Origin of the sequence: Martelella sp. NC20 (genome assembly GCF_013459645.1) — a bacterium.
Taxonomy (GTDB): domain Bacteria; phylum Pseudomonadota; class Alphaproteobacteria; order Rhizobiales; family Rhizobiaceae; genus Martelella.
Genome location: NZ_CP054861.1, coordinates 3,751,692 through 3,776,224 on the forward strand (window position 1 = coordinate 3,751,692; position 24,533 = coordinate 3,776,224).

Annotated in this window: 22 protein-coding genes and 1 riboswitch; of the genes, 13 read left to right on the top strand and 9 right to left on the bottom strand. The window is 62.5% G+C overall.

Translation table 11 applies throughout. The features are described from left to right. Positions 1-41: 41 nt before the first annotated feature. From gcvP to gcvT, 3 genes are read right to left on the bottom strand one after another with little or no spacing between them, the layout of a single operon-like run. Complete coding sequence (gene gcvP, locus HQ843_RS17985; protein ID WP_180903270.1) at positions 42-2,906, bottom strand: aminomethyl-transferring glycine dehydrogenase; 2,865 nt, start codon at positions 2,904-2,906, stop codon at positions 42-44. Continuing rightward, positions 2,906-3,271, bottom strand: a complete 366-nt coding sequence (gene gcvH / locus HQ843_RS17990) for a glycine cleavage system protein GcvH (protein WP_180901864.1) — start codon at positions 3,269-3,271, stop codon at positions 2,906-2,908. The genes gcvP and gcvH overlap by 1 nt, the downstream gene beginning before the upstream one ends. Positions 3,272-3,283: 12 nt before the next feature. After that, on the bottom strand, positions 3,284-4,420 hold the full coding sequence (gene gcvT, locus HQ843_RS17995; protein WP_180901863.1) for a glycine cleavage system aminomethyltransferase GcvT: 1,137 nt from the start codon (positions 4,418-4,420) through the stop codon (positions 3,284-3,286). A 163-nt stretch (positions 4,421-4,583) separates the two neighbouring features. Continuing rightward, positions 4,584-4,671, bottom strand: a riboswitch (glycine riboswitch). 304 nt (positions 4,672-4,975) lie between these two features. On the opposite strand from gcvT, the gene HQ843_RS18000 reads away from it, so the two are divergent. Further along, on the top strand, positions 4,976-5,422 hold the full coding sequence (locus HQ843_RS18000; protein WP_180901862.1) for a type II toxin-antitoxin system RatA family toxin: 447 nt from the start codon (positions 4,976-4,978) through the stop codon (positions 5,420-5,422). Here the strand turns inward: HQ843_RS18000 and HQ843_RS18005 are convergent. Both HQ843_RS18005 and HQ843_RS18010 read right to left on the bottom strand, forming a co-directional pair. After that, the gene (locus HQ843_RS18005) at positions 5,413-5,907 is read right to left on the bottom strand and encodes a CinA family protein (protein WP_180901861.1); all 495 of its coding nucleotides are present in this window, start codon (positions 5,905-5,907) and stop codon (positions 5,413-5,415) included. The genes HQ843_RS18000 and HQ843_RS18005 overlap by 10 nt on opposite strands. Next, the gene (locus HQ843_RS18010) at positions 5,904-7,115 is read right to left on the bottom strand and encodes a bifunctional 2-C-methyl-D-erythritol 4-phosphate cytidylyltransferase/2-C-methyl-D-erythritol 2,4-cyclodiphosphate synthase (RefSeq protein ID WP_180901860.1); all 1,212 of its coding nucleotides are present in this window, start codon (positions 7,113-7,115) and stop codon (positions 5,904-5,906) included. The genes HQ843_RS18005 and HQ843_RS18010 overlap by 4 nt, the downstream gene beginning before the upstream one ends. Before the next feature lie 145 nt (positions 7,116-7,260). Between HQ843_RS18010 and dusB the strand changes: the two genes are divergently transcribed. From dusB to hflX, 8 genes are all read left to right on the top strand, one after another. After that, the gene (gene dusB, locus HQ843_RS18015) at positions 7,261-8,277 is read left to right on the top strand and encodes a tRNA dihydrouridine synthase DusB (RefSeq protein ID WP_246710435.1); all 1,017 of its coding nucleotides are present in this window, start codon (positions 7,261-7,263) and stop codon (positions 8,275-8,277) included. Beyond that, positions 8,274-9,425: a two-component system sensor histidine kinase NtrB gene (locus HQ843_RS18020; RefSeq protein ID WP_180901858.1), complete on the top strand. Its 1,152-nt coding sequence runs from the start codon at positions 8,274-8,276 to the stop codon at positions 9,423-9,425. Before dusB ends, HQ843_RS18020 begins: the two co-directional genes overlap by 4 nt. 1 nt (position 9,426) lies before the next feature. After that, positions 9,427-10,878, top strand: coding sequence for a nitrogen regulation protein NR(I) (ntrC, locus tag HQ843_RS18025; RefSeq protein WP_180901857.1), 1,452 nt, complete (start codon positions 9,427-9,429; stop codon positions 10,876-10,878). A gap of 186 nt (positions 10,879-11,064) precedes the next feature. Further along, the gene (locus HQ843_RS18030; protein WP_305793962.1) at positions 11,065-13,347 is read left to right on the top strand and encodes a sensor histidine kinase NtrY-like; all 2,283 of its coding nucleotides are present in this window, start codon (positions 11,065-11,067) and stop codon (positions 13,345-13,347) included. After that, positions 13,337-14,701 carry a nitrogen assimilation response regulator NtrX gene (ntrX, locus tag HQ843_RS18035; RefSeq protein WP_180901855.1) on the top strand — a complete coding sequence of 455 codons (1,365 nt, stop codon included), beginning with the start codon at positions 13,337-13,339 and terminating at the stop codon, positions 14,699-14,701. Before HQ843_RS18030 ends, ntrX begins: the two co-directional genes overlap by 11 nt. 56 nt (positions 14,702-14,757) lie before the next feature. Then, a complete protein-coding gene (gene trkA / locus HQ843_RS18040) occupies positions 14,758-16,134 on the top strand; it encodes a Trk system potassium transporter TrkA (protein ID WP_180901854.1) in 1,377 nt (458 codons plus the stop codon). Positions 16,135-16,329: 195 nt separating this feature from the next. Beyond that, positions 16,330-16,572, top strand: a complete 243-nt coding sequence (gene hfq, locus HQ843_RS18045; RefSeq protein WP_180902143.1) for an RNA chaperone Hfq — start codon at positions 16,330-16,332, stop codon at positions 16,570-16,572. Between the two features lie 77 nt (positions 16,573-16,649). Next, positions 16,650-17,930, top strand: a complete 1,281-nt coding sequence (hflX, locus tag HQ843_RS18050; protein ID WP_246710145.1) for a GTPase HflX — start codon at positions 16,650-16,652, stop codon at positions 17,928-17,930. A gap of 33 nt (positions 17,931-17,963) precedes the next feature. Here the strand turns inward: hflX and HQ843_RS18055 are convergent, their stop codons facing one another. The 4 genes from HQ843_RS18055 to HQ843_RS18070 form a co-directional block, all read right to left on the bottom strand. Beyond that, the gene (locus HQ843_RS18055; protein WP_180901853.1) at positions 17,964-18,368 is read right to left on the bottom strand and encodes a carboxymuconolactone decarboxylase family protein; all 405 of its coding nucleotides are present in this window, start codon (positions 18,366-18,368) and stop codon (positions 17,964-17,966) included. 7 nt (positions 18,369-18,375) lie between these two features. After that, entirely contained in the window at positions 18,376-18,738 is a 363-nt protein-coding gene (locus HQ843_RS18060; protein ID WP_180901852.1) for a MerR family transcriptional regulator, read from the bottom strand. A gap of 98 nt (positions 18,739-18,836) precedes the next feature. After that, positions 18,837-19,673, bottom strand: a complete 837-nt coding sequence (gene mazG, locus HQ843_RS18065) for a nucleoside triphosphate pyrophosphohydrolase (protein ID WP_180901851.1) — start codon at positions 19,671-19,673, stop codon at positions 18,837-18,839. A gap of 24 nt (positions 19,674-19,697) precedes the next feature. Then, a complete protein-coding gene (locus HQ843_RS18070) occupies positions 19,698-20,285 on the bottom strand; it encodes a nucleoside deaminase (protein WP_180901850.1) in 588 nt (195 codons plus the stop codon). 212 nt (positions 20,286-20,497) lie between these two features. On the opposite strand from HQ843_RS18070, the gene cysG reads away from it, so the two are divergent. From cysG to HQ843_RS18090, 4 genes are read left to right on the top strand one after another with little or no spacing between them, the layout of a single operon-like run. Continuing rightward, positions 20,498-21,949, top strand: coding sequence for a siroheme synthase CysG (gene cysG, locus HQ843_RS18075; protein ID WP_180901849.1), 1,452 nt, complete (start codon positions 20,498-20,500; stop codon positions 21,947-21,949). Further along, complete coding sequence (locus HQ843_RS18080) at positions 21,939-22,256, top strand: DUF2849 domain-containing protein (RefSeq protein ID WP_180901848.1); 318 nt, start codon at positions 21,939-21,941, stop codon at positions 22,254-22,256. The genes cysG and HQ843_RS18080 overlap by 11 nt, the downstream gene beginning before the upstream one ends. 6 nt (positions 22,257-22,262) lie before the next feature. Further along, positions 22,263-23,918: a nitrite/sulfite reductase gene (locus HQ843_RS18085; RefSeq protein ID WP_180901847.1), complete on the top strand. Its 1,656-nt coding sequence runs from the start codon at positions 22,263-22,265 to the stop codon at positions 23,916-23,918. A gap of 10 nt (positions 23,919-23,928) precedes the next feature. Continuing rightward, positions 23,929-24,432 (top strand): DUF934 domain-containing protein, encoded by a 504-nt coding sequence (locus tag HQ843_RS18090; RefSeq protein WP_180901846.1) that lies wholly within the window; start codon positions 23,929-23,931, stop codon positions 24,430-24,432. Positions 24,433-24,533 lie beyond the last annotated feature (101 nt).

Sequence of the window (24,533 nt, forward strand, 5' to 3'; positions counted from 1 at the left end):
CTTGTTGCTGCCGGGGCTAGCCAACTACTTCCCGTTCTCCCTTACTCCGCCGCCTCCGCATACTCACTCATCGGCGGGCAGGCGCAGACCAGATTCCGATCCCCATAGACATTGTCCACGCGGTTCACCGGCGGCCAGTATTTGTCGACGCGGAAGGCGCCGGGGGGGAAGCAGGCTTGTTCGCGGGAATAGGGGTGGGTCCATTCGCCGACGAGGTCTTCGACCGTGTGCGGGGCGTTCTTGAGCGGGTTGTCCTCGCGGTCGGCGCGGCCTTCCTCGATCTCCGTGATCTCGGCGCGGATCGCGATCAGGGCGTCGCAGAAGCGATCCAGCTCGGCCCGGGTCTCCGATTCCGTCGGCTCGATCATCAGCGTGCCGGGGACGGGGAAGCTCATGGTCGGGGCGTGGAAGCCGCAGTCGATCAGGCGCTTGGCGATGTCGTCGACGGAGACGTCGGCCAGGTCCTTCAGGGGGCGCGTGTCGATGATGCATTCATGGGCGACGCGGCCCTTTTCCGACTTGTAGAGCACTTCGTAGGCGCCCTTCAGCCGGGCGGCGATGTAGTTGGCGTTGAGGATCGCCACGCGGGTTGCCTGCGTCAGCCCTTCGCCGCCCATCATCAGGCAGTAGCTCCACGAGATCGGCAGGATCGAGGGCGAGCCGAACGGGGCGGCCGAGACCGCGCCGCCGTCGGCATCCGTTGCCGGATTGCCGGGCAAATGCGGGGCCAGATGGGCCTTGACGCCGATCGGCCCCATGCCCGGCCCGCCGCCGCCATGCGGTATGCAGAAGGTCTTGTGCAGGTTCAGGTGGCTGACATCCGAGCCGATATCGCCCGGCCGGGAGAGACCCACCATCGCGTTCATGTTGGCCCCGTCGAGATAGACCTGGCCGCCATGCTCATGGGTGATGTCGCAGACCTCGGTGACCGTCTCCTCGAACACGCCATGGGTCGAGGGATAGGTGATCATGCAGGCGGCGAGGTTTTCGGCATGCTGTTCCGCCTTGGCGCGGAAATCGTCGATGTCGATATCGCCATTGTCGCGCGATTTCACCGGCACCACCTTCATGCCGGCCAACTGGGCGGAGGCGGGGTTGGTGCCATGCGCCGAGGTCGGGATCAGGCAGATATTGCGGTGGGCCTCGCCATTCGCCCGGTGATAGCGGCGGATCGTCAGCAGCCCGGCATATTCGCCCTGCGCGCCGGAATTCGGCTGCATCGAGAAGGCGTCATAGCCGGTGATCTGGCAGAGTTTTTCCGACAGGTCGGCGATCATCTCGCGGTAGCCCGCCGTCTGGCTTTCCGGCGCGAACGGGTGGATATCGGCGAATTCCGGCCAGGTGATCGGCAGCATCTCGGCCGTGGCGTTGAGCTTCATGGTGCACGAGCCGAGCGGGATCATCGAGCGGTCGAGCGCCAGATCGCGGTCGGCAAGCCGGCGCATATAGCGGGTCATCTCGCTTTCGGCGCGGTTCATGTGGAAGATCGGATGCGTCATGTAAGGGCTTGTCCGCAAAAGGCTTTGCGGCAGGCGGTAGTCGGCCTCGAACTCCGCGATCGAGAATTTTCCGCCGAACGCGTCCCACACGGCCTCGACATGGGCGGGCCTTGTGCGCTCGTTGACGGAAATGCCGATCTTCGTGTCGCCGACCTTCCTCAGGTTGACGCCGTTTTCGACCGCGTTCTTCATGATCAGCGCCTGGAAGGCCCCGACCTCCACCGTGACCGTGTCGAAGAAGGTTTCCGGCTCGACCGTGAAGCCGAGCGCCTCGAGGCCCTTGGCGAGCAGCACGCCCTTGCGGTGGACCTGCTGGGCGATTGCCTTCAGCCCCTCCGGGCCGTGGAACACGCCATACATCGACGCCATGACGGCGAGCAGCACCTGGGCCGTACAGATGTTCGACGTCGCCTTTTCGCGGCGGATATGCTGCTCGCGGGTCTGCAGGGCGAGGCGATAGGCGCGGTTGCCGCGGGCATCGATCGAAACGCCGACGAGGCGGCCGGGCATGGAGCGCTTGTAGGCGTCCTTGACGGCCATATAGGCCGCATGCGGGCCGCCATAGCCGAGCGGCACGCCGAAACGCTGCGACGAGCCGATGGCGATGTCTGCATCCATCTCGCCCGGCGACTTCAGGAGCGTCAGCGCCAGCGGATCGGCGGCGATGGTGGCGATGGCGTTGGCTGCATGAAGATCGGCGATGACGCCGGAAAAGTCATGCACATGGCCATAGGTGCCGGGATACTGGAAGATCGCGCCGAACACGGTTTCGGGCGCAAGGTCGGTGAAGGGGTTGCCGACGATCACGTCCCAGCCGACGGGTTCGGCGCGGGTCTTGATCAGCGCGATGGTCTGCGGGTGGCAGTTTTCATCGACGAAGAAGGCGATGGCCTTCGACTTCGCCACGCGGTTCGCCATCGCCATGGCTTCGGCGGCGGCGGTCGCCTCGTCGAGCAGCGAGGCATTGGCGATGTCGAGGCCGGTGAGGTCGGCCATCATCGTCTGGAAGTTCAAAAGCGCCTCGAGGCGGCCCTGGCTGATTTCCGGCTGATAGGGCGTATAGGCGGTGTACCAGGCCGGGTTTTCCAGAATGTTGCGCTGGATCACCGGAGGCGTGATCGTGGCGTTATAGCCCTGGCCGATCATCGAGACGAGCGGCTTGTTCTTGTTGGCGGTCTCGCGCAGCTTGTCGAGCGCCTCGCGCTCGGTCATCGCCGGCCCCCAGGCGAGCGGCGCCTTCTGGCGGATGCCGGCCGGCACGGTGGCGTCGATCAGCGCGTCGAGGCTGTCATAGCCGATCACCTTCAGCATCGCCTCCATTTCGGAAGGCGAGGGGCCGATATGGCGGCGGTTGGCGAAGTCGTAGGGCTGGTAGTCGGTGAACTTGAATTCCGCGGGGGTCGTCATCAGGCGATGAACTCCTTGTAGGCCGCTTCATCCATCAGCGCGTCGGCATCGGCGGGGTTTGCAAGCTTCAGCCTGAAGAACCAGCCATCGCCCATCGGCGCGGAGTTGACCAGTTCCGGATTGTCGACGATCGCCGGGTTGACCTCGGTGATCTCGCCATCGAGCGGGCAGAACACATCGGAAGCGGCCTTGACCGATTCGACGGTCGCTGCGTCGTCATTCTTCGCGAAGGTCGCGCCGACCTCGGGCAGTTCGACGAAAACGAGGTCGCCGAGCTGCTCGGCGGCGTGCGCCGTGATGCCGACGGTGGCGACATCGCCCTCGATTTTCAGCCATTCATGTTCTTCGGTAAATTTGATGGTCATGTTCCCGCTCTCTCAGCGCTTGTAGGTAGGTGTGACGAAAGGCATGTCGGCGATGGTGACGGGCAGGTATTTGCCCCGCACCTCGGCGAAAATCGTGGAGCCGGTGGCGGCGCGTTCGGCCGCGACATAGCCCATGGCGACCGGGCTTTCGGCGGAGGGACCGAAGCCGCCGGAGGTGACGTGGCCGATCTCGGTCTCGCCGCTGTCATCGGCAAAGAGCTTTGCGGGCGCGCGGACGGGCGCGCGGCCCTCGGGCTTCAGTCCGACGCGCAGGCGGGAAACGCCGTCCTCGAGCTGGCGGAAGATCCGTTCGTGGCCGGGAAAGCCGCCGCCGCGAATGCCGCCCGGACGGCGGGCCTTCTGGATACCCCAGACGAGGGCTGCCTCCACCGGCGTCGTGGTCTCGTCGATGTCGTTGCCGTAGAGGCAGAGCCCGGCCTCGAGCCGCAGCGAATCGCGGGCGCCGAGGCCGATCGGTTCGCAGTCCTCATGGGCGAGAAGCGCGCGGGCGAGTTCTTCCGCTTTCTCGGCCGGCACGGAAATTTCAAAGCCGTCCTCGCCGGTATAGCCGGAGCGGGAGATGACGCAGGTGACGCCGAGAATTTCGGCGGCGCGGACATCCATGAACTTCATCTCGGTGACGGCCGGGCACAGCGGCGCCAGAACGGCTTCCGCCTTCGGACCCTGCAGCGCCAGCAGCGCCTTGTCATCGAAGTGTTCCTCGACATTGCAGAGGTCCGAAAGATAGGCCTTCATGTGGGCGAGGTCGGCATCCTTGCAGGCGGCGTTGACGATGACCAGCAGGTGATCCCCGCGGTTGGCGACCATCAGGTCGTCGAGAATGCCGCCCTCGTCATTGGTGAAGAAGGCATAGCGCTGGCGGCCGGGTTTCAGCCCGGCGATATCGACCGGCACCAGCTTTTCAATCGCAAGTGCTGCATCGGCGAGATTGCCGGAAATCGGATAGAGATAAACCTGCCCCATGTGCGAAACATCGAAAAGGCCTGCCTTTTCGCGGGTATGGAGATGTTCTTTGAGAACGCCCATAGGATATTGCACCGGCATGTCGTAGCCGGCGAACGGCACCATGCGGGCGCCGCGTTCCAGATGAAGCGCGTGAAGCGGGGTCTGTTTCAGTGGCGAGACCAAGAGTTTGCCTCCGGATTGCGTTTATGGAAAAACGCCGGCTCAAGGGTTGGCGTTCCGAAGAACGCCCAGCGAATGAGCCCCCTCTGTCCCGTGTGCCTGAGATTATTATCCCTTCGGCCAGCCACAGCACGTGAAATGCCGTGACCTTGTCTCCAGAGTTTAGAACCTCGCGCTGGTCCTTTTGCCTGAGAGTTTCCGGGGCGGTTGCTCCTTCGGCACCACGAGAATGTGGTTTCTCCCAGCACGATATGCGTGGATTATCCGGTATGCGGCAGGATTTGCAAGGGGGAAGGCAATTCGCGACTGCAAAATCCACCGGCCAGACATTTTCTCCATCATCTTCGGTGAGTCATGCTCGTGCTTGACACGAGCATCCAGGCGACACGGGGAATGCTGCCTGGACCCTCGGGTCAAGCCCGAGGGTGACCCGAAAGGGCGGGGATGGCGGCGAAGAACCGCGCTGTCGCGCCTTGAACAAGCTTTGCAGTCTTCAAACTTCGCCATCCCGAAACGAAAGACTTGCCATCTGCGCCCTGCCACATTAGCTGAAACATCATGCCAGAGTTTAACACAACCCGTCACGTCAATCATTCCGCCGATCGCATGTTTGATCTGGTTGCCGACGTCGAACGCTATCCGCAATTCCTGCCGCTTTGTGAGGCGCTGACCGTCCGCTCGTCGCGCGAGAAGGACGGCAAGACGCTGCTGATCGCCGACATGACCGTCGGCTACAAGGGCATCCGCGAAAGTTTCACCACCCAGGTGCTGCTGAACCAGGCCGAGCGCAAGATCGATGTCAGCTATGTCGACGGTCCGTTCCGTTTTCTCGACAATCGCTGGCGGTTCGAGCCGGAAGGCGAGGGCGCCTGCGCGATCCGGTTCTATATCAATTACGAATTCAAGAACCGGATTCTGGGCGCGATGATGGGATCGATGTTCGAGCGGGCGTTCCGCAAGTTCTCGGAAGCGTTCGAAACGCGGGCCGATGAAATCTACGCCTGAATCAGGCCTTCCAGCATGCCGAGCGCCGTCTGGACGGTGGCGAGCCTGATGCCGTCGCGGCCGATATCGCCATAGCGGCTTTCGATGTGGTGAAGGTGGCCATGGCGATCGCGCGCGGCGAGATGGACAAGACCGACCGGTTTTTCCGGGCTGCCGCCGGAGGGGCCTGCAATGCCGGTAACCGCGACCGCCAGATCGGCGTCGGAGCGCATCAGCGCGCCCGCCGACATCTGCAGCGCGGTTTCGCGTGAAACCGCGCCATGTGCCGCAAGCGTTCGCGCGCTGACGCCGAGCATCTCGATCTTCGCTGCGTTGGAATAGGTCACGTAACCGCGATCGACGACGGCCGAGGAACCGGCGATATCGGTCAGTGCTGCCACCACCATGCCGCCGGTGCAGGATTCGGCGGTGGCGATAGTGAGGCCCGCGGCCTTGCAATGCTCGATCAGGATACGGGCGCGCTCGGTGATGTCGGCGTCGATCATGTCATGTTTCCATAGTTCACGCTGGCCGTGGCGATCGCCGCGATGCCCTCTCGGCGGCCGACGAAGCCGATGGTCTCGTTGGTCGTGGCCTTGACCGAGCAGCGGGCGAGATCGATACCGAGGCATGTGGCGATATTTTCGCGCATGGCAAGCCGATGCGGGCCGATTTTCGGCGCTTCGGCGATCAGCGTGACATCGGCATTCAGGATCACGCCGCCCCTGTCGCGCACGATCTTCGCCGCATGGGCGAGGAAGATATGCGAGGCGGCGCCCTTCCATTGCGGGTCGGACGGCGGAAAATGATCCCCGATATCGCCTTCGCCGCAGGTGGCGAGCAGCGCGTCGGTCAGCGCGTGGAAGGCGACATCGGCATCCGAATGGCCGGAAAGCGTCATGTCATGCGGTATCTTGATGCCGCAGAGCGTGACGCCGTCGCCGGCAACGAGCTGATGGACATCGTAGCCATTGCCGGTGCGGATATCGGCGATCAGGCTGCGCGACAGCTTCTCGTCGGCCATGGCGACGTCTCTCCGGTAGGTCAGTTTCACATTGTCGGCGAGCCCGTCGACCAGCCGCACCGCAAGCCCGGCCCATTCGGCTATGCCGGCATCGTCGGTGAACTCGAAATGGCCCCCGGCCGCCGCCTTGCGATGTGCGGCGAGTATTGCGGGATAGCTGAAGGCCTGCGGTGTCTGGGCAGCGTAAAGGCCGGCGCGCGGAACCGTGGCGCTGACGGTGCGGTCGTCGCCCGCCTTCTTCAGCGTATCGGCGACCGCCACGGCAGGCAGCACGGCGTCGTGGCCTGCGCGGAGGCTCTGCGATATCCGCTCGAGCAGAGCCGCATCGAAGAACGGCCGCACCGCATCATGGATCAGCACATGGCTGGGGGCATCGCGTTCAAGCGCCTCCAGGCCGCGCAACACCGATTGCTGGCGGGTCGGGCCGCCATGCACGAAACGGATGTTGTCGGCATCCGCCACATGGCCAAGCGCTTCGTTGAAAACGGCTTCATCATCCGGATGGATCACCACGATAATGCCGCAAGTGGCACCGCCCCAATCCGCAAACACGCGTAATGTGTGGGCGATCACCGGCAGGCCTCCGATCAGGCGATATTGCTTCGGCCCTTCCTCGGGCGCGCCGGCGCGTTCTCCGCGCCCGGCCGCAACCACAACGACCCCCGGATTGTAGCTTTCACCTGCTGCCATGTTCGGCTAGAACCTGCGTGTTGATTCCCGATCGCCGGAACTTACCCGGATTGACCCATTTTTCCAGCATTTGCCTAAATTTTATAAAGCGCCAGCGAAAACGCTTGGCAAGGATTGGCGTCTTGTCTAAAAATGGGGCAAAGTGATATGCTGCATGAAAGATAGCCACTTGCCTCACCGCAAACCTTCCGATTCCTTTCGGATCGGCCCGATCGAGATTCGCAACCGCCTGATTCTCGCGCCGATGTCGGGCGTCACCGATCTGCCGTTTCGCGCGCTTGCGTGGCGGCACGGCGCGGGGCTCGTGGTCACGGAGATGATTGCAAGCCGTGAGCTGACTTTCAATACCGCGGAAAGCTGGGTCCGGCTGCGCGGCGCGGGGCTGAAGCCGCATATGGTGCAACTCGCGGGGCGCGATCCGCATTATATGGCGGAGGCGGCGAGGATCGCCGAGGCGAACGGAGCCGATATCATCGACATCAACATGGGATGCCCGGCCAAGAAGGTTGTCGGAGGCTATACCGGTTCGGCGCTGATGCGCGAGCCCGAACGGGCGCTTGAAATCATCGCGGCGACGGTGGGCGCGGTCAAGGTGCCGGTCACGGTCAAGATGCGGCTCGGCTGGGATCATGACAGCATCAACGCGCCCTATCTGGCGAAGCGCGCGGAAGAGGCGGGCGTTCAGGCGATCACGGTTCACGGCCGCACCAGGATGCAGTTCTACAAGGGCAGGGCCGACTGGCAGGCGATCGAGCGGGTGGCGGAAGCCGTCACGGTGCCCTTCATCGCCAATGGCGATATCGAAAGCCGGACGGACGTTGACTATCTGTTGTCGCGCCCCGGCATCACGGCGGTAATGGTTGGCAGAGCGTGCCAGGGGCGGCCGTGGCATGCCGGTTATCTGGCGGGTCTCGCTGAACCGGGCTTTTCCGAGAAGGCGCGGATCGCGATCGAGCACTATCGGGCCATGATACGCTTTTACGGACCTGGCGTTGGCGTCCGTCACGCGCGCAAACATCTCGGCTGGTATCTGGAGCGGCTTGCGCCCGGGGTCAGCGCCGATACAAGGTCTTCCATCATGACCTCCGACGATCCCGATTTCGTCACGGCGAAGCTTGCCGCCATCTTCGAACACGCACCTCCCGAAAGGAAAGCGGCATGAATACCGTCATCGGCAATGGCAGCCAGCGCCTCGGCGCGGCAGCCGTCGCGCTTCAGGTTCTGAATGCCATTCAAAATCCTGTCGTGCTGATCGAGGAGGACGACCGCATCTCCTATACCAACTGGGAGGCGGAGGTTTTCTTCGGCGCGAGCGCCTCGCATCTGTCGCGCAAGACGCTTTCCGATTTCATTCCCTTCGACAGCCCGCTTCTGGCCCTGATCGCGCAGGTGCGCGAGCGCCGGGCGCCGGTCAACGAATATCGCGTCGACCTGTCGTCGCCGCGTCTTGGGCAGGACAAGCTGGTGGACATTTACGTGGCGCCGGTGGGGGAGGAGGGCGCCGTTGTTCTCGTCTTTCAGGTCCGCTCCATGGCCGACAAGATCGACCGGCAACTGGTGCATCGTGCGGCGGCCCGGTCGGTGACCGGCCTTGCCTCGATGCTTGCCCACGAGATCAAGAACCCGCTTTCCGGCATTCGCGGCGCGGCCCAGCTTCTGGAAACCAATGCCAGCGACGACGACCGGGCGCTGACGCGGCTGATCTGCGATGAATCGGACCGGATCGTCTCGCTTGTCGACCGGATGGAGGTGTTTTCCGACGAACGGGCGATCGACCGGGTGCCGCTCAACATTCACTCCGTGCTCGATCACGTGAAGGCGGTGGCCAAGGCCGGTTTCGCCCGCAACATCAAGATCACCGAGGAATACGACCCGTCATTGCCCCAGATCTTCGCCAATCGCGACCAGATGGTGCAGGTGTTCCTCAATCTGGTCAAGAATGCCGCCGAAGCTGTTGCCGACAGGCCGGATGGCGAGATCATCCTGACCTCCGCCTACCGACCCGGCATCCGGATGTCTGTGGCGGGCACAAGGGAGAAGATTTCGCTGCCTCTTGAATTTTGTGTACAGGACAATGGTCCCGGCGTGCCGGAGGACCTGATGCCGCATCTGTTCGACCCGTTCATCACGACGAAGCAGAACGGCACAGGCCTGGGCCTTGCTCTGGTTGCCAAGATCATCGGCGGCCATGGCGGGATCATCGAATGCGAAAACGCGAACGGCCGCACGATTTTCCGCATTCTCATGCCGGTTTCGAAAGACGTATTGCCGCTGCCGCGCGAAATGGCCAGCCCGAATATGGATACATGACATGACAGCTACGATCCTTGTTGCCGATGACGACGCGGCGATCCGCACCGTGCTGAACCAGGCGCTGAGCCGGGCCGGCTATGACGTTCGCATCACGTCCAACGCCGCCACGCTCTGGCGCTGGGTATCCGCCGGCGAGGGCGACCTGGTGCTGACCGATGTCGTGATGCCGGACGAAAACGCCTTCGACCTGTTGCCGCGCATCAAGAAATCGCGGCCGGAGCTGCCGGTTATCGTCATGAGCGCGCAGAATACCTTCATGACGGCGGTGCGCGCCTCGGAAAAGGGCGCCTATGATTATCTGCCGAAGCCGTTCGACCTGACCGAGCTGATCGCGATCGTCGGCCGCGCGCTTTCGGAGCCGAAGCGCAAGCCGGCCAAGCTTGGCGACGACATGCAGGACGGCATGCCGCTGGTCGGCCGATCGGCGGCGATGCAGGAAATCTACCGCGTGCTGGCACGGCTGATGCAGACCGACCTGACGCTGATGATCACCGGCGAGTCCGGCACCGGCAAGGAACTGGTGGCACGCGCGCTGCATGATTACGGCAAGCGTCGCAACGGTCCGTTCGTCGCCATCAACATGGCGGCCATTCCGCGTGATCTGATCGAATCGGAGCTTTTCGGCCACGAGAAAGGCGCCTTTACCGGCGCCCAGAGCCGATCTTCCGGCCGGTTCGAGCAGGCCGAGGGCGGCACGCTGTTTCTCGACGAGATCGGCGATATGCCGATGGATGCGCAGACCAGGCTGCTGCGTGTGCTTCAGCAGGGCGAATACACCACCGTCGGCGGCCGCACCCCGATCCGCACCGATGTCCGGATCGTCGCGGCGACCAACAAGGACCTGAAGCAGTCAATCAATCAGGGCCTGTTCCGCGAGGATCTCTATTACCGGCTCAACGTCGTGCCGCTGCGGCTGCCGCCGCTGCGCGAACGCGCCGAGGATATCGGCGATCTGGTGCGTCACTTCGTCAACGAGGGCGAGGTCGAGGGTCTCGGCGGCAAGCGGTTCGAACAGCCGGCGCTCGACGTGATGAAATCCTATGGCTGGCCGGGCAATGTCCGCGAACTGGAAAACCTTGTCCGCCGCCTGATGGCGCTTTATCCGCAGGAGGTGATCACCCGCGAGATCGTGGAGCAGGAACTGCAGTCCGAGCAGCCGGACGCGCCGGCGGAGGGCGCCACGGTGCGCAACGGCATGCCGACCATAGCCCAGGCGGTGGAGGAAAACATGCGCAGCTATTTCGCCGGATTCGGCGACAACCTGCCGCCTTCCGGCCTTTACGAACGGGTGCTCAACGAGGTCGAGTATCCGCTGATCCTGGCCGCGTTGACGGCCACGCGCGGCAACCAGATCCGCGCCGCCGATCTTCTCGGCCTCAACCGCAACACGCTGCGCAAGAAGATCCGGGAGCTTGGCGTATCGGTCTATCGCAGTTCCCGCAGCTCCTGATCATCTCGGTCTGAGTGTTGCCTGTTGCAGCTTTCCGTTGCATTTGTGCCACAATCTGTTGCATATCCTCACGCTAAGGGGAAAAACGCGAGTCGTTTCGAATGGCTGCGTTTGCTCGCTCGGGTGCCGGTCGGCGACGCTTCGAGCGGCCTTTCGAAAAGGGTGAGAATGACTGCAGAAGGCAGCATGGCGGACACTGATCCCGTTCACCACGAGGGGGAACATGACGGCGCGCCGTACGGGCGCGGCGGGGCGCGGGCTATTCTCAGGTCGCCCGGCATGTTCTTCGTCAGCGGCGCGCTGATCACGGCCTTCCTGTCGCTTTTCATCCTGCTTGGCCTGACGCCGATCAAGCCGACCGGCAAGGTCGTGATCGCACTCGTCGCCGCCAATTCGCTGTTCGTGCTCACTTTGACCTACCTGATCGGCGGCGAGGTCAGCCAGCTTCTGAAAGCCCGCAGGCGCGGCCGCGCAGCGGCCCAGCTTCATATCCGCATTGTGGCGCTGTTTTCGATCGTCGCCATCACCCCCGCCATTCTTGTGGCGATCTTTGCGACATTGACGCTGAATGCCGGCCTCGACCGCTGGTTTGCGCTCAGAACCCAGTCCATCGTCCAGTCCTCGCTCAATGTGGCGCAGGCCTATATGATGGAAAATGCCAGCTACCTGCAGGGCCAGACGCTGTCCATGGGCAACGACCTGGAACGAAACCGCTCGCTTTACCTGCTCGACCGCCGGGGTTTTTCGGACCTGATGTCGCGTCAGGCGCGGGGTCGCGGCCTGCTCGGCGCCTTCCTCGTGCGGGCGGACGGCAGCGTGATCGTCGAGGCCGATCTCGGCGATGATACGCCGCTGCCCGACATCCCGAAAGACGCGCTGGAAAAGGCAGCTACCGGCTCGCCAACGCTTATACCACCGGGCGACACCAATCTGGTCGGCGCGATCATCGCGCTCGAGGCGATCCCTGACAGCCTGCTCTATACCGTTCGCGCCGTCGATCCGAACGTGATGGGCGCGATGCGGATGATCGAGGACAATGTCTCCGAATATAGTTCGATGGAAGCGGGGCGGGTGTCGATCCAGGTCGCCTTCGCGGTGCTCTATCTCGGTTTCGCCCTGATCGTGCTGCTCGCCGCGATCTGGACCGGCATTGCCGTCGCCGACCGCATCGTGCTGCCGATCCGCCTGCTGATCGGGGCCGCCGACCAGGTAGCCTCCGGCGATATGAAGGTTGCCGTGCCGGTGCGCTCGATCGATGGCGATGTCGGCAGGCTTTCCAGCACATTCAACAAGATGGTCGCCGAAATTCGGGAACAGCAGCGTGAAATTCTGGTCGCCAAGGATGAGGTCGACGATCGCCGCCGGTTTATCGAGGCGGTGCTTTCCGGGGTGACGGCCGCGGTTATCGGCGTCGATGAGCACCGCACGGTCACGATCGTGAATGTCTCCGCCGGCGAACTTCTGGCGGCAAGGGACGACGAATTGCTTGGCCGCAAGCTCGAGGACATATCGCCCGAGATCGATCTTGTGATGACCGCCGCCATGCGCCGGAGCAGGCAGAATTTCCGTCAGCAGATCAATCTCGTGCGGCTTGGCAAGGAGCGGACGCTTTCGGTGCAGGTTACGCGCGAGGATTCGCGCGACGGCTCCAATGCCTATGTTATCACGCTCGACGATATCACCGACCTGATCGTCGCGCAGCGTTCCACCGCCTGGGCCGATGTCGCGCGGCGCATCGCCCACGAGATCAAGAATCCGCTGACCCCGATCCAGCTTTCCGCCGAGCGGATCAAGCGCCGCTTCGGGAAAAAGATTGAGGACGAGGAGGACCGCAGGGTCTTCGATCAATGTACTGATACAATCGTCCGTCAGGTCGGCGATATCGGCCGGATGGTGGACGAGTTCTCCTCCTTCGCCCGGATGCCCAAGCCTTCCAAGACCCAGGGCGACCTGCGCACGATCCTCTCCGACGCGATTTTCCTGCTGGAAATGGGGCGCACCGATGTGACCTTCATGCGCGATCTCGGGGATGAGCCGCTGATGGGGCTGTTCGACGATCGCATGCTGGGCCAGGCCTTCGGAAACCTGATCAAGAACGCCGTCGAAGCCATTGAAGCCGTTCCGACAAATGAACTAGATGACGAGCGCAAGATACTGGTGCGGGCCGCGCATGACGAGGCACGTGACCGCTACGTCGTCGACTTCATCGACAACGGCAAGGGACTGCCGGTCGAAAACCGCCACATGATCCTTGAGCCCTATATCACCATGCGCGAAAAGGGTACCGGGCTCGGACTTGCGATCGTTCGCAAGATCATCGAAGAACATGGCGGCAAACTTGAACTGCATGATGCGCCCCAGGACTTCGCCGGTGGGCGAGGGGCGATGATCCGCGTCGAGCTGCCGCATATCCACGACGGCGAAGCCGCGCGCCAGGAAACGGACAAGGAAAAACAAGATGGCCTCTGATATTCTTGTCGTCGATGACGAAGCCGATATCCGCGATATCGTCTCGGGTATCCTTTCCGACGAGGGACACGAAACCCGTGTTGCCCATGACAGCGACAGCGCGCTGGCGGCGATCACAGACCGGGTTCCGCGGCTGATCTTTCTCGATATCTGGATGCAGGGAAGCCGCCTCGACGGTCTGGCGCTGCTGGAGGAGATCAAATCGCGCTACGCCGACCTGCCGGTGGTGATGATCTCCGGCCACGGCAATATCGAAACGGCCGTTTCCTCGATCAAGCGCGGCGCCTTCGACTTCATCGAAAAGCCGTTCAAGGCCGATCGTCTGGTGCTGATCGCCGAGCGCGCGCTGGAAAATTCGCGGCTGAAGACGGAAGTGCAGGAACTCAAGCGCAAGAGCGGCGACCCGGAGGAACTGGTTGGCTCATCGCTGCTGGTGTCGCAATTGCGTCAGATGGTCGACAAGGTCGGGCCGACCAATTCCCGTGTGATGATCTTCGGCGCCTCCGGTTCCGGCAAGGAGGTTGTGGCGCGGCTGATGCACAAGAAGAGCCAGCGCGCGGAAGGGCCTTTCGTGGCGCTGAACGCCGCGGCGATCACCCCGGAAAACATGGAAACCGAACTTTTCGGCGTCGAGGCCGGCGGCGGACGGACGCGCAAGACCGGCGCGCTCGAACGCGCCCATCGCGGTACGCTCTATCTGGATGAGATCGGCGAAATGCCGCCGGAAACCCAGAAGAAGATCCTCCGGGTGCTCGTCGATCAGCAATTCGAGCGTGTCGGGGGCAGCCGGCGGGTTTCGGTCGATGTCCGGATCCTGTCATCCACCGCGCTCGATCTCAAGGGCCGGATCGACGAGGGACTGTTTCGCCAGGACCTGTTTCACAGGCTGGCGGTGGTGCCGGTGCGCATTCCCTCGCTGTCCGAGCGGCGCGAGGATATTCCGTTCCTGATCGATTTCGTCATGCGCCAGCTTTGCGAGCAGGCCGGCATCCGCCAGCGCTCGATCGGCGATGACGCCATGGCGATATTGCAGGCGCATGACTGGCCCGGGAATATAAGGCAGTTGCGCAACAATCTGGAGCGGCTGCTGATTCTGTCGCGCGAGGAAGATGCCTCGGTACCGATCTCCGCCGATCTGCTCCCGGCCGATCTTTCCGATGTCCTTCCGCAGATCCAGACCTCGGGCGACGCCCACATCATGACGCTGCCGCTGCGGGAAGCCCGCGAGCGCTTCGAACGCGACTATCTGATGGCCCAGATCAACCGTTTCGGCGGGAACATTTCACGCACCGCCGAATTTGTCGGAATGGAGCGATCGGCTTTGCACCGCAAGCTTAAGTCGCTTGGCATTTGAGCTGAAACCGGGCAGATTGCGGCCAACTGAACTTACCAAACCCCCGAGGGGTTCTTATGAAAATCATCATCTGCGGCGCTGGTCAGGTCGGTTTCGGCATCGCCGAACGGCTTTCCCAGGAATATAACGATGTGTCCGTCATCGACACGTCCGCCTCGCTCATCACCGCCATTACCGAGCTTCTGGACGTGCGCGGCTATGTCGGCCATGGCGCCCATCCGGATATGCTGGCCAAGGCCGGCGCCGACCAGGCGGACATGATCATCGCCGTCACGCTGCATGACGAGATCAACATGGTCGCCTGCCAGGTGGCGCATTCGCTGTTCAACGTGCCGACCAAGATCGCCCGTATCCGCTCGCAAAGCTATCTGCATTCGCACTATTCTGACCTGTTTTCGCGCGATCACATGCCGATCGACGTCACGATCTCGCCGGAAGTCGAGGTCGGCAAGATGGTGCTGCGGCGCATTTCCTTTCCCGGCGCCACCGATATCGTGCGGTTCGCCGACGAGAAGATCGCGATGCTCGCCGTCGAGTGCAATGACGACTGCCCGGTGCTGAACACGCCGCTGGTTCAGCTCAGCCAGTTGTTCCCGGATCTGAACGCGACGGTCACCGGCATCTATCGCAACGAAGAGGTGATCATCCCGCATTCGACCGACCAGATCCTGGCCGGCGACCTTGTCTATGTGGTTTGCGAACACGAGCATATCCGGCGCACGCTGGCGCTGTTCGGCCATGAGGAGCAGGAGGCCCGCCGGATCGTGATCGCCGGCGGCGGCAATATCGGCTTCTTCGTCGCCAAATCGATCGAGGACCTTCAGCCCAAGACCCGCGTCAAGATGATCGAGCAGGATCGCGACAAGGCGATCGCGGTGTCGGACGCGCTTCATCACTGCATCGTCATTCAGGGCTCAGCGCTCGACCAGAATATCATGATGCAGGCGGATGTTCCCGACGCCCATCTCATGGTCGCGCTTACCAATAACGACCAGACCAATATTCTGGCTTCGGTGATCGCCAAGCAGCTTGGCTGCAAGTCCAACCTGGCGCTGTTGAACAATCCGTCGTTTCACGATGTCACCAAGTCGCTCGGCATCGATGCCTATATCAATCCCCGCGCGGTGACGATCTCGCGTGTGCTGCAGCATGTGCGCAAGGGCCGTATCCGTTCGGTCTATGCCGTGCAGAAGGGGGCGGCCGAAGTGATCGAGGCAGAGGCGCTGGCGACCTCGCCGCTGGTTGGCACGCCGTTCCGCGACCTCGATCTGCCCGATGGCATCCGCATCGGTGCGATCTACCGCGGCGAAGAGGTTATCCAGCCGCATGGCGATCTCAAGATCAAGGCGCATGACCGCGTCATCCTGTTCGCGGCGGCATCGGCTGTGAGGCACGTAGAGCAATTGTTCCGGGTTTCGATCCAGTATTTCTGAGCGCCCCGGCCGGTACGTCTGGCCAGGCCGGGAACAGGGCCGGGAAAAGGTGTCGACGAGCCTCATCTTTTTCGCCGTTGCGGAAGCGCCGGTGATTTGCTACCAGAAGTTCATGATCTGTTGCTTTTGTATTCACGGAAGCGACGAAGAGGTGGAACCGGCCCAGGCCGGCAAGAGAAAGAAAGTAGCGGCGCGATGGCGGAACGTTCTCAGAATTTGCAGGATCTTTTTCTCAATACGGTCCGTAAGCAGAAAATTTCCCTTACGATCTTCCTGATCAACGGGGTCAAGCTGACCGGCGTGGTAACGTCGTTCGATAACTTCTGTGTTTTGTTGCGCCGCGATGGTCATTCGCAGCTTGTCTACAAGCATGCGATTTCGACGATCATGCCCGGCCAGCCGGTGCAGATGTTCGAAGGCGATGAAAACGCTTCCTGATTTGGTGAACCTCCATTTCCGATAATACGCAATTTCCCGAAAGCGAATACGAGAACAGGGATTCCTCCCGTGTCCTCGTGATCGTGCCGGTCATCAAGCAGTCGCGCGCCGAGAGCGAACGCTCCGGGCTGTCCTCACGCGCGCCCGAAAGCCGCTTGCAGGAAGCCGAGGGCCTTGCCCGCGCGATCGGTCTCGAGATCGCGGCTTCCGCAATCGTGACGGTCAACGATCCGCGTCCGGCAACCCTGCTCGGCACCGGCAAGATCGAAGAACTCGATGCTATCCTCGATGAAAAAAATATCGGCCTCGTCGTGGTCGATCACCCGCTGTCGCCGGTCCAGCAGCGCAATCTCGAAAAGGCATGGGTCGCCAAGGTCATCGACCGCACCGGGCTGATCCTCGAAATCTTCGGCGAGCGCGCCTCCACCAAGGAAGGCCGGCTGCAGGTCGAACTCGCGCATCTGAACTATCAGCGCGGCCGTCTGGTCCGCAGCTGGACCCACCTTGAACGCCAGCGCGGCGGCGGCGGGTTCATGGGCGGTCCCGGCGAAACCCAGATCGAGGCAGACCGCCGGATGCTGCGCGAGCGCATTACCAAGCTGGAACGCGAGCTGGAGCAGGTCGTTCGCACCCGACAGCTCCACCGCTCCAAGCGCAAGAAGGTGCCGCATCCGATCGTGGCGCTGGTGGGCTACACCAATGCCGGCAAGTCGACGCTGTTCAACCGGATCACCGGGGCAGGGGTGCTGGCCGAGGACATGCTGTTTGCGACCCTCGATCCGACCTTGCGCCGCATGAAGCTGCCGCACGGACGCACCGTTATCCTGTCCGACACCGTGGGTTTCATTTCCGACCTGCCGACCCATCTGGTGGCCGCGTTCCGCGCAACGCTGGAAGAGGTGCTGGAGGCCGATCTGATCCTCCATGTCCGCGACATGGCCGATCCGGCCCGCGACGCGCAATCGGCTGACGTCCTGCGCATTCTCACCGATCTCGGCATCGATGAAGCCGAGCAGAATGAGCGCATTCTGGAGGTCTGGAACAAGGTCGATCTGCTGGGGCCGGAAGAGCATGACGCGTTGATGGCGCGGGCTTCGTCCGCCGAGAATGTCATGGCCGTCTCTGCCATTTCGGGCGAAGGAGTCGACGCGCTCGTGGACCGGATCGCCGAACGGCTTTCCGGCGTACTGACCGAAGTGACGATCACGCTCGGCCCAGAGCAAATGCATTTGCTGCCCTGGCTTTACGAGCATGCGCTCGTCGACGAGCGGCGCGATCTCGAGGATGGCTCGGTAAGCCTCGATTTAAGGCTCGCCGGCTCTGAAGCGCAGCGGCTGGAGAGCATGCTGGCGGGATAGACCCGCCAGTTAATGTCTTCTTGCAACGATAGGTTAGTCGGCCTGAGAGCGGGCGCCAAAAACCTCTTTGGCCGCGAACAACCCGTTGAGCGCGGCCGGAAAGCCTGCATATACCGCCATCTGCATGATGGTTTCGACGATTTCTTCTTCGCTCAACCCGACATTCAGGCCTGCTTCGATGTGGACCTTGAGCTGGGGGGACGCGTTTCCGAGCGCGGTGAGCGCGGCGACCGTTGCAATCTCGCGGTCGCGCAAGCTCAATCCCGGGCGGGCATAGATATCGCCAAAAGGAAACTCGAAGACATAGCGGGCGAAATCGGGGGCGATATCGTCAAGCGCATCGATGACGTTCTGTCCCGCCCGCCCGTCGATTGCCGCCAGCATGCGCTTGCCACGTTCGAGGCGGCTTTCGCCGATTGTCTGGTTCTGTTGATTCATAGCGTCTTCAATCCTCATTCCGGTCACGGCCGGCATAGCCGGCGATTTTGGTGTCGAGGACATCAAGACAGGATGTGAGTTCCGATAGGTGTTCGCGCACGGCATCACGGTGCTGCTCGAGCAGGCGTTGGCGTTGCGCCTGCGTTGCCGGCCCCTGCCGTCTCAGTTCCGCATAGCGGAGCATTTGCCGGATTGGCATTCCCGTCGTTTTCAGGCGACCGAGAAATTCAATCCACACCAGCGCCGAGACGTCATAGTCGCGATGACCTGCGTGATCGCGACCGGCATCGGGCAGCAAGCCGATCTTCTCGTAATAGCGGATGGTATGCGCCGTCAGACCCGAGCGTTTTGCGAGTTCACCAATCTTCATCGAAATCCTGCTTTTGTCACGACGCCTGAAACGCTACGGCTTCGAGCGCACTCTAAGTCAACAGGTAAAACGGCAGGCGCGATCAGAAACTGCTTTGGCTATTCTGCAAGCGTTCGTTCGATCGCCTTGGCGTCCTGCCAGAGCGCTTCCATTCGCTCCAGCGTTGCGGCGTCGAGCGTTTCGCCGGATGCGTCAAGTGATTCCTCGATATGGTTGAAGCGGCGGCGGAATTTTGTGTTGGTGCCGCGCAGCGCCTGTTCGGGATCGGTATTTGTATGGCGGGCGAGGTTGACGGCGGCGAAGATCAGATCTCCGAGTTCGTCTGAAATCCGGGCCTTATTGCCGCCCTGAAGCGCTTCGCGCAATTCGCCGATCTCCTCCTCGAACTTGTCGAGGATCGGCTCCGGCTCGGACCAGTCGAAGCCCACGCGGGCAGCATGTTCCTGCAGTTTGAGCGCTTCCGTCAGCGCCGGGAAAGTCCGCTGGACGCCGCCGAGATGGCCAGCCTTGAGGTCTTCCGTGATCCCGTTTTTCGCCCGCCGTTCGGCGCGCTCGGCCTTTTCCTGCCGCTTGATTTCGTCCCACTGGATCTTGACCGCCTCCGGCGTATCGGCGGCGTTGACGGCGAAGACGTGTGGATGGCGGCGGATCATCTTGGCGGTAATCGCATGCACAACGTCGCCGAAGGAAAACAGGCCCTTTTCCTCCGCCATGCGGGCATGGAACACGACCTGCAGCAGGAGATCGCCGAGTTCGTCGCAGAGATCGTCGAAATCCTTGCGCTCGATCGCGTCGGCAACCTCATAGGCTTCCTCGATCGTATAGGGCTTGATGGTATCGAAATCCTGCTTCAGATCCCACGGACACCCGGTTTCGGGCGTACGCAGGGCGGCCATGATGTCGATGAGGCGAGCGATATCGCGGGAGGCTTCCACGGTTTCTGGCTCCGTATTGCGGGATTATCCGAGCGGTATTTTTGTGTCGCCCTTATGCGACTGGTAGGTGTCGGATGCAAGGGCGTAGGCCTGCCGGAGCCGGCCGATCCGTTCCCTGAAGCCGGCGCGCGCCGGCTCCTCGCTCGCCTCGGCCATCTCGACGATCGAGCGCGCGGTGAAGAAGGCGTTCCGGCGGCGGTAGCCGCCCGGCTCCAGGCCGTAAAGCTCCTTCATGATCTTCAGATCGTGGGGAATTGCGAAGCTGTCGCGCGAATCCTCATGGCTGAAGAAATAGAAATAATTGTCGAAGCCGGCCCAGGTGATCGCCGACATGCACATGGTGCAGGGTTCGTGGGTCGACAGGAAGATCAGTTCCTTCGTGAGCGGCGGCTCCGGCAGTTCGTAAAACTGCTTCAGCGTATGGATCTCGCCGTGCCAGAGCGGATTGGCGGTCTCGTCATTGGTGCCGGCGATCACCAGCGACAGGTCGGCCTTGCGCAGGATCGCCGCGCCGAAAACCTTGTTGCCGCCGCTGACCCCTTTGAAGGTCATGGGCAGGATATCGTCTTCGATCACGGCAAGCAGGCGGTCGGTGAGGGTCTGGTCGTCCATGTCGATTCCACTTCGGCAGATGATAATGCCTGACTAAAGGGGGATTGGCGCTCAAGCGCAAGCCTCGTGCAAGCCCAGCGGGTAAATTTGCCCTGCATCGCGCTGAATTGAGGAATGAAATGTTCCATCCCCGGACGTCGCGCATTTTCGTTTCTTCAAACTTCCTGGTCGCCGGGCGATTGTAGCCGCAATCTTGAGAAGGACTGTGCGCAATGGGCACGAAAGACGATTTGTTGACGACTTTTCCGGCGTTTTTCCGCGTCGATGGCCGCAAGGTCGCGATTTTCGGCGGCGGCGACGAGGCTTTTGCCAAGGCCCGGCTGATGGCCAAGACCAGTGCCAGGATCGTGGCCTATGGCGAGAGTATTGGCGAGGACTATCGCGCGTTTCTCGCCGAACACGGCTACGACCTCGTGGAAGCGGCATTCGATCCCGCCCAGATCGAAGGCGCGGTCCTTGCTTTCGCCGCCACCGGGCTCAGCGAGCAGGACCACCTGATCGCCGAGGCATCGCGCGCGGCCTCGATACCGGTCAACGCCGTGGATCAGAAGGATGACTGCGATTTCTATACGCCGGCGCTGGTCGCCCGCCCGCCGGTTGCCGTTGCGATCGGAACGGAAGGCGCGGGGCCGGTGCTTGCCCAGATGATCCGGGCGCAGATCGACACCATGCTGCCGCGTTCGCTCGGTCCGCTGGCAGAACTCGCCAACCGCCTGCGCGACAAGGTCGACGCCAATATCCCGCGCGGCGCCGCCCGCCGCGCCTTCTGGTCGCGTTTCTTCAACGGCTCGGTTGCAAACGCGATCGAGAAGGGAAGGGCGCTTGAGGCCGAGTGTCTCGCTGACGAGATCATTGCCGATGGAGCCAAGATTTCCGGCCACGTGGCGCTTGTCGGCGCCGGACCGGGCGCTGAGGACCTGCTGACGATCCGCGCCCACCGGCTGATGATGGAAGCCGATGTGATTGCCTATGACGCGCTCGTGCCGCAGGCGGTCGTCGATATGGGCCGGCGCGACGCCGAACGCATCGCCGTCGGCAAGCGCAAGAGCTGCCATTCGAAATCTCAGAACGAAATCAACGATCTGCTGGTGGAACTTGCCAGAGAAGGCAAGCGCGTCGTGCGGCTGAAATCCGGCGATCCGCTGATTTTCGGCCGCGCCGGCGAGGAAATGGCCGCATTGCGCGCGGCCGGTGTTTCCTATGAGGTCGTGCCCGGCATCACGTCCGCCACCGCTGCCGCCGCCGATTTCGAGCTGCCGCTGACGCTGCGCGGCGTGGCATCGACCCTGGTTTTTACGACCGGCCACGACCTCAATGGTGAAACCCTGCCGGACTGGGCCGCGCTTGCGGTCCGGGGCGCCACCATTGCCGTCTATATGGGCCGTTCCGTCGCCGCAAAACTCGGCGCACAGCTGCAGCGGGCGGGCGTTCCCGCCGATACCACGATCGCCGTGATCGAGAATGCCAGCCGGAGCAATCAGCGCCTGTTTCACGGCGTGCTGTCCGAAATGGCGCTGCTGGAGGCCCGCGAGGACCTGACCGGCCCGGTGATGGTGATCATCGGCGATGCGGTGGCCGGCGCCAATCTGAAGCATTCGAGCGCGCTCGCGCTCAACAACAACGCCGCCCTGACCAAATTCAAGGGAGTTGCCCATGTCCGCTAAGGTTCTGACCGCAAACCGCCTGACCGATGGTCTCGCCGTCTGGCTCGATGCCAATGGCCGCTGGTGCGAGGATCTGCAGACAGCGCTGGTCGCCCGCCACGAGGAGGCGATTGAAAGCCTGGATGCGATCGGCAAGCGTGATTTTTCCGCAAACAAGGTGGTCGATCTCGCCGTCATCGACGTCGAGGAGCGTCCCGACGGGCGCATCTGGCCGCTGCGTCTGCGCGAGCGCATCCGCGCCGAAGGCCCGACCATTCCTTATGCGGCTGGCTATGCCGCCGCCAAACCAGAACGCGTGGAGGCGTAAGACCTCATGTATCGTTATGATGAATTCGACCGCGATTTCGTAACCCAGCGCGTGGACCAGTTCGCCGATCAGGTTGAGCGCAGGCTTTCGGGAGAAATCACCGAGGACGCTTTCAAACCGCTCCGGCTGATGAACGGCGTCTACCTGCAGCTTCACGCCTATATGCTGCGCATCGCCGTGCCCTATGGCACCATGAATGGCCGGCAGATGCGGATGCTCGCCCATGTGGCGCGGACCTATGATCGCGGCTACGGCCATTTCACCACGCGCCAGAACATCCAGTTCAACTGGCCGAGGCTTTCCGATATTCCGGCGATCCTGCGCGATCTCGCAAGCGTCGAGATGCACGCGATCCAGACCTCGGGCAACTGCATCCGCAATGTGACCGCCGATCATTTCTCAGGAGCTGCCGCCGACGAGGTCGCCGATCCGCGGCCCTATGCCGAAATCCTGCGGCAGTGGTCGTCGCTGCATCCGGAATTCTCGTTCCTGCCGCGCAAGTTCAAGATCGCGGTGACGGGCGCGGAGCGCGACCGGGCGGCGATCCAGGTTCACGATATCGGCCTGCATCTGAAAAAGAACGAGGCCGGCGAACTCGGGTTTGCCGTCTATGTCGGCGGCGGGCAGGGGCGAACGCCGATGATCGCCAAGAAGGTGCGCGATTTCTTGGCCGAAGCCGATCTTCTGGCCTATGCGACGGCGATCCTGCGCGTCTATAACCTGAACGGCCGCCGCGACAACAAGTACAAGGCCCGCATCAAGATCCTCGTTCACGAGACCGGACTTGAGGAATTGAAGGCGCAGATCGAGCAGGAGTTCGACGCGTTGAAGGGCGGCGAGCTGACATTGCCGGCCAACGACGTCGAGGCGATCCGCAGCTATTTCGCGCCGCCGGAACTGCCCGCGCGCGAGCGGGACCGGTTCGATACCGCCGATGCCAGCTACATCAACTGGCTGACCCGCAACACCGTCGCCCACAAGCGCAGCGATTATGCGATGGTGACGATCTCGCTGAAGCCGATCGGCGGGATTCCCGGTGACGCCACCGATCATCAGATGGAGGTCGTCGCCGATATCGCCGAGCGCTACGGGTTTGACGAAATCCGCGTCAGCCACGAGCAGAACCTGGTTCTGCCGCATGTTGCCCGCGCCGATCTGCCGGCGGTCTACCGCGCGCTTGAGGACGCGGGGCTTGCAACCGGCAATGCCGGGCTGATCACCGATATCATCGCCTGTCCGGGGCTTGACTATTGCGCGCTTGCCAATGCGCGGTCGATCCCGCTGGCGCAGGAGCTTTCCACCCGCTTCGGCAATGCCGAGCGCCAGGCCGAGATCGGCGAACTGAAGATCAAGATTTCCGGCTGCATCAATGCCTGCGGCCATCACCATGTCGGCCATATCGGCCTTCTGGGCGTAGAGAAGAAGGGCGCGGAGCTCTACCAGATCACACTCGGCGGATCGGCGGATGAAAACACCTCGATCGGCGAGATCATCGGGCGCGGCTTCGAGCCGTCCAAGGTGACCGATGCGGTGGAGACGATCGTCGATACCTATCTTTCGCTTCGAACCGACAGATCCGAAACCTTCATCGACGCCTATCGCCGGCTTGGCGCGCAGCCGTTCAAGGATGCGCTCTATCCCGAAAAAGCCAGGGCCGCCTGAGGAGACCCGCATGACTGCAATCTGGAAAGAAAGCGGCTTCGTCGAAAACGACCCATGGGTGGTGGAGACCGAGGAGCGCAAGGCGGGCGAGGGCGAGCGCGCGCTTATTCCCTACGCCGCAATCATCGAGCATGGCGTCGAAGGCAATGAGCCTGTCGGCGTTGTGCTCGGCCCGTTCGATGATCCGACGCGGCTTGCGCCCTATCTCGATCGGATCACGCTGGTCGCGCTCACCTTCCCGGCCTTCAGCGATGGACGGGCGTTCTCGCAGGCGACGTTGCTGCGCGAGCGGCTTGGCTATATCGGCGAGTTGCGCGCCGTGGGCGATGTGCTGATCGATCCGCTTGTGCATATGCTGCGCTGCGGGTTCGACAGCTTTGCCGTGACCAACGAGACCGCGATCCGACGGCTCGGGGAAGGGCGGTTGCCGGCGGTGACGCGATACTACCAGCCCGCTGCCAGACCCGCTGCCACGGTTCCCGGCTATAGCTGGCGGCGCAGAGCGGGCGCGTGAGCAACGCGAATTTTCCGCTGGCTTTGCAATTATGCGCCAGCGGTAGTATTTGAGCGCTGGAGGATATGACCCGCAAGCGGATCGAAGGCGCCGACGAGACA

Bases quoted from the DNA above. Each gene is read 5' to 3' on its own strand.
- trkA (WP_180901854.1), top strand. From the start codon at position 14,758: ATGAAAATCATCATCTGCGGCGCTGGTCAGGTCGGTTTCGGCATCGCC.
- HQ843_RS18030 (WP_305793962.1), top strand. From the start codon at position 11,065: ATGGCGGACACTGATCCCGTTCACCACGAGGGGGAACATGACGGCGCG.
- hfq (WP_180902143.1), top strand. From the start codon at position 16,330: ATGGCGGAACGTTCTCAGAATTTGCAGGATCTTTTTCTCAATACGGTC.
- cysG (WP_180901849.1), top strand. From the start codon at position 20,498: ATGGGCACGAAAGACGATTTGTTGACGACTTTTCCGGCGTTTTTCCGC.
- gcvP (WP_180903270.1), bottom strand. From the start codon at position 2,906: ATGACGACCCCCGCGGAATTCAAGTTCACCGACTACCAGCCCTACGAC.
- HQ843_RS18020 (WP_180901858.1), top strand. From the start codon at position 8,274: ATGAATACCGTCATCGGCAATGGCAGCCAGCGCCTCGGCGCGGCAGCC.
- HQ843_RS18010 (WP_180901860.1), bottom strand. From the start codon at position 7,115: ATGGCAGCAGGTGAAAGCTACAATCCGGGGGTCGTTGTGGTTGCGGCC.
- HQ843_RS18070 (WP_180901850.1), bottom strand. From the start codon at position 20,285: ATGGACGACCAGACCCTCACCGACCGCCTGCTTGCCGTGATCGAAGAC.
- HQ843_RS18000 (WP_180901862.1), top strand. From the start codon at position 4,976: ATGCCAGAGTTTAACACAACCCGTCACGTCAATCATTCCGCCGATCGC.
- ntrX (WP_180901855.1), top strand. From the start codon at position 13,337: ATGGCCTCTGATATTCTTGTCGTCGATGACGAAGCCGATATCCGCGAT.
- HQ843_RS18085 (WP_180901847.1), top strand. From the start codon at position 22,263: ATGTATCGTTATGATGAATTCGACCGCGATTTCGTAACCCAGCGCGTG.
- gcvH (WP_180901864.1), bottom strand. From the start codon at position 3,271: ATGACCATCAAATTTACCGAAGAACATGAATGGCTGAAAATCGAGGGC.
- HQ843_RS18060 (WP_180901852.1), bottom strand. From the start codon at position 18,738: ATGAAGATTGGTGAACTCGCAAAACGCTCGGGTCTGACGGCGCATACC.
- HQ843_RS18005 (WP_180901861.1), bottom strand. From the start codon at position 5,907: ATGATCGACGCCGACATCACCGAGCGCGCCCGTATCCTGATCGAGCAT.
- HQ843_RS18055 (WP_180901853.1), bottom strand. From the start codon at position 18,368: ATGAATCAACAGAACCAGACAATCGGCGAAAGCCGCCTCGAACGTGGC.
- HQ843_RS18090 (WP_180901846.1), top strand. From the start codon at position 23,929: ATGACTGCAATCTGGAAAGAAAGCGGCTTCGTCGAAAACGACCCATGG.
- HQ843_RS18080 (WP_180901848.1), top strand. From the start codon at position 21,939: ATGTCCGCTAAGGTTCTGACCGCAAACCGCCTGACCGATGGTCTCGCC.
- ntrC (WP_180901857.1), top strand. From the start codon at position 9,427: ATGACAGCTACGATCCTTGTTGCCGATGACGACGCGGCGATCCGCACC.